The sequence below is a fragment of the Gordonia otitidis NBRC 100426 genome, assembly GCF_000248075.1.
GTDB lineage: Bacteria > Actinomycetota > Actinomycetes > Mycobacteriales > Mycobacteriaceae > Gordonia > Gordonia otitidis.
The window spans coordinates 1-2,398 of sequence record NZ_BAFB01000102.1 but is presented as its reverse complement, the minus strand read 5'-3'; the positions used below and the strand labels follow the sequence as shown (position 1 = coordinate 2,398).

The following is a 2,398-nucleotide window of genomic DNA, read 5'->3' as shown; positions in this document are numbered from 1 at the left end:
CGACATTCTTCGTCGGTTTCCTGCAGGCGACGATCCTCTATCTCGTCGTGGTGTTCGCGATCGGGCTGCGTCCGACACATCCATGGGCGACTTTCGGGTTCATGCTCCTGATGGTCGCGATGTTCCTGGCGATGATCCAGATGTTCAACGCATTGTTCGGGCCGGCGGTCGGACGCGTGGTGACCTTGGCATTCCTGATGATCATGCTGACGTCGGCAGGCGGTATCTACCCGGTGCCCACCACGACCAAACCCTTCCAATACATCCACTGGGTGGATCCGATGACCTACACCGTCACCGGGCTACGACAGTTGACGGTGGGGGGCGTCGACTCCCGCTTCTGGGTGTCGCTGGTCGTCGTGGTGGCGCTGACCCTGGTTTTCCTCGCGGTGTCCACCTGGGCGGCACGTCGGGACAGGCAATACAACATGGATCGCCTGTATCCGCCGGTAGAGGTCTGAGGAGGGATCGACGGATCAACGCCATACGTCTGAGGGCACCTCGGGTTCGTACGAATCCGATGCCGCACCAACACTGTTGAAAAAAACTCATCCCAATCGTCATCAAAGGAGAATCGCGATGTTCCAAACACATCACACCCACAGCCGGTTCAAGACCAATATCAACGATTCGCTGGCTCTGCCGGTCTTCTCGAGGAACGGTGAGGCGACCACGATCTCGAAGTTCAAGATCCCGGCAGAGCCGATGCTGCCGGAGACCGCCTATCAGATCGTTCACGACGAAGCGATCCTCGACGGCAACGCACGCCTGAACCTGGCGACGTTCGTGACGACCTGGATGGACGATCAGGCCAACCGGATCTACGCGGAGACCTACGACAAGAACTCGATCGACAAGGACGAGTATCCCGCGACCGCCGCAATCGAAGAACGCTGCTGGAAGATCATGGCCGATCTCTGGCATGCACCCGATCCCGAGGGCACGATCGGCACCTCGACCGTCGGATCGTCGGACGCCTGCATGTTCGGTGGTCTGGCACTCAAGCGGAAATGGCAGGAGAAGCGTAAGGCCGAGGGCAAGCCGACCGACAAACCCAACCTCGTGCTCTCCGCTGCAGTGCAGGTGTGTTGGGAGAAGTTCTGCAACTACTGGGATGTCGAGCCGCGTTTCGTCCCGTGCACCCCGGAGCACGTGCTGTTCGACGGCACCGATCTCGAGAAGTACGTCGACGAGAACACCATCGGGGTCGTCGCGATCATGGGAGTCACCTACAACGGACTCTACGAGCCGGTGAAGAAGATCGCAGCCAAGCTCGACGAGATCGAGAAGGAGACGGGGCTCGACATCAAGATCCACGTCGACGGTGCATCAGGCGGATTCATCGCACCGTTCTGCCAGCCGGAACTCGAGTGGGACTTCCGGGTGCCGCGTGTGGTGTCGATCAACACCTCCGGGCACAAGTTCGGCCTCGTCTACCCCGGAATCGGGTGGGTTGTCTGGCGCGACAAGGAGTCTCTGCCGGAGAGCCTCGTCTTCCACGTGAGTTACCTCGGCGGTGACATGCCCACCCTGGCACTTCCGTTCTCGCGGCCGGGAGCACAGATCCTCCTGCAGTACTACAACTTCCTACGTCTGGGTTTCGAGGGGTATCGGCAGGTTCAGCAGGAGTCTCTGGACGTCGCTCAATATCTGTCGAAGCACATCGGCGAGATGGCGCCGTTCGAGCTGATCAGCAAGGGCGACACCATTCCCGTGTTCGCCTGGAAGCTCAAGGACGGCTACACCGACAAGTGGACGCTCTACGATCTCGCCGACCGCCTGCGCCTGTCGGGGTGGCTTGTGCCCGCGTATCCGATGGCCGACGACATGTCTGATCTGACGCTGCAGCGCATCGTCGTGAAGAACGGGATGAGCCACGATCTCGCGACCGCGCTCCTCACCGAGATCAAGACGCAGGTCGCCTACCTCGACGACCTCGAAGGCCCGCTGCCCAAGGAAGGTCAGCACCCGGGCTTCAGCCACTGATGCGTGAATCCGGGTGGGCGGCGACGCGCCGTCCACCCGGAGTCCGCAGTGATCGCCGAATCGATGTCTGCATGTCTACGAAGAGTGGGTACCCGTCGTGAGCACGACTGTCCTCGACAACAGCGACTGGCGCCGGTCGCTGTTGACACCGACGCTGAGAAAACAGTGTTGGGGCTTCATGATCGGATCGGCACTGTTCGCATTGGGATCGGCGCCGTGGCTCGGCATCTGGATGGGCGCCGCCAATGCCAACATCTGCTATTTCATCGGCGCCTGGTTCTTCACCGCCGCGGCTTTCGTGCAGTTGATGCTCAGTGGTCCGGTGACGGTACCCGTCGATTACTCGCCCGGAACCATGGTGCGTGCCGAATGGCTATGCGCTGCAACACAGTTTTTCGGCACCCTGATGTTC

2 protein-coding genes and 1 pseudogene are annotated in these 2,398 nt (G+C 60.7%); all 3 read left to right on the top strand.

The window, feature by feature from the left end:
* The coding region (locus GOOTI_RS10440) for a YhgE/Pip family protein (RefSeq protein WP_007238553.1) at positions 1-461 on the top strand (461 nt) is incomplete at its 5' end.
* 118 nt (positions 462-579) lie between these two features.
* On the top strand, positions 580-1,986 hold the full coding sequence (gene gad / locus GOOTI_RS10435) for a glutamate decarboxylase (protein ID WP_007238552.1): 1,407 nt from the start codon (positions 580-582) through the stop codon (positions 1,984-1,986).
* Positions 1,987-2,083: 97 nt separating this feature from the next.
* Positions 2,084-2,398, top strand: a pseudogene (locus GOOTI_RS10430) (hypothetical protein); the annotation flags it as partial.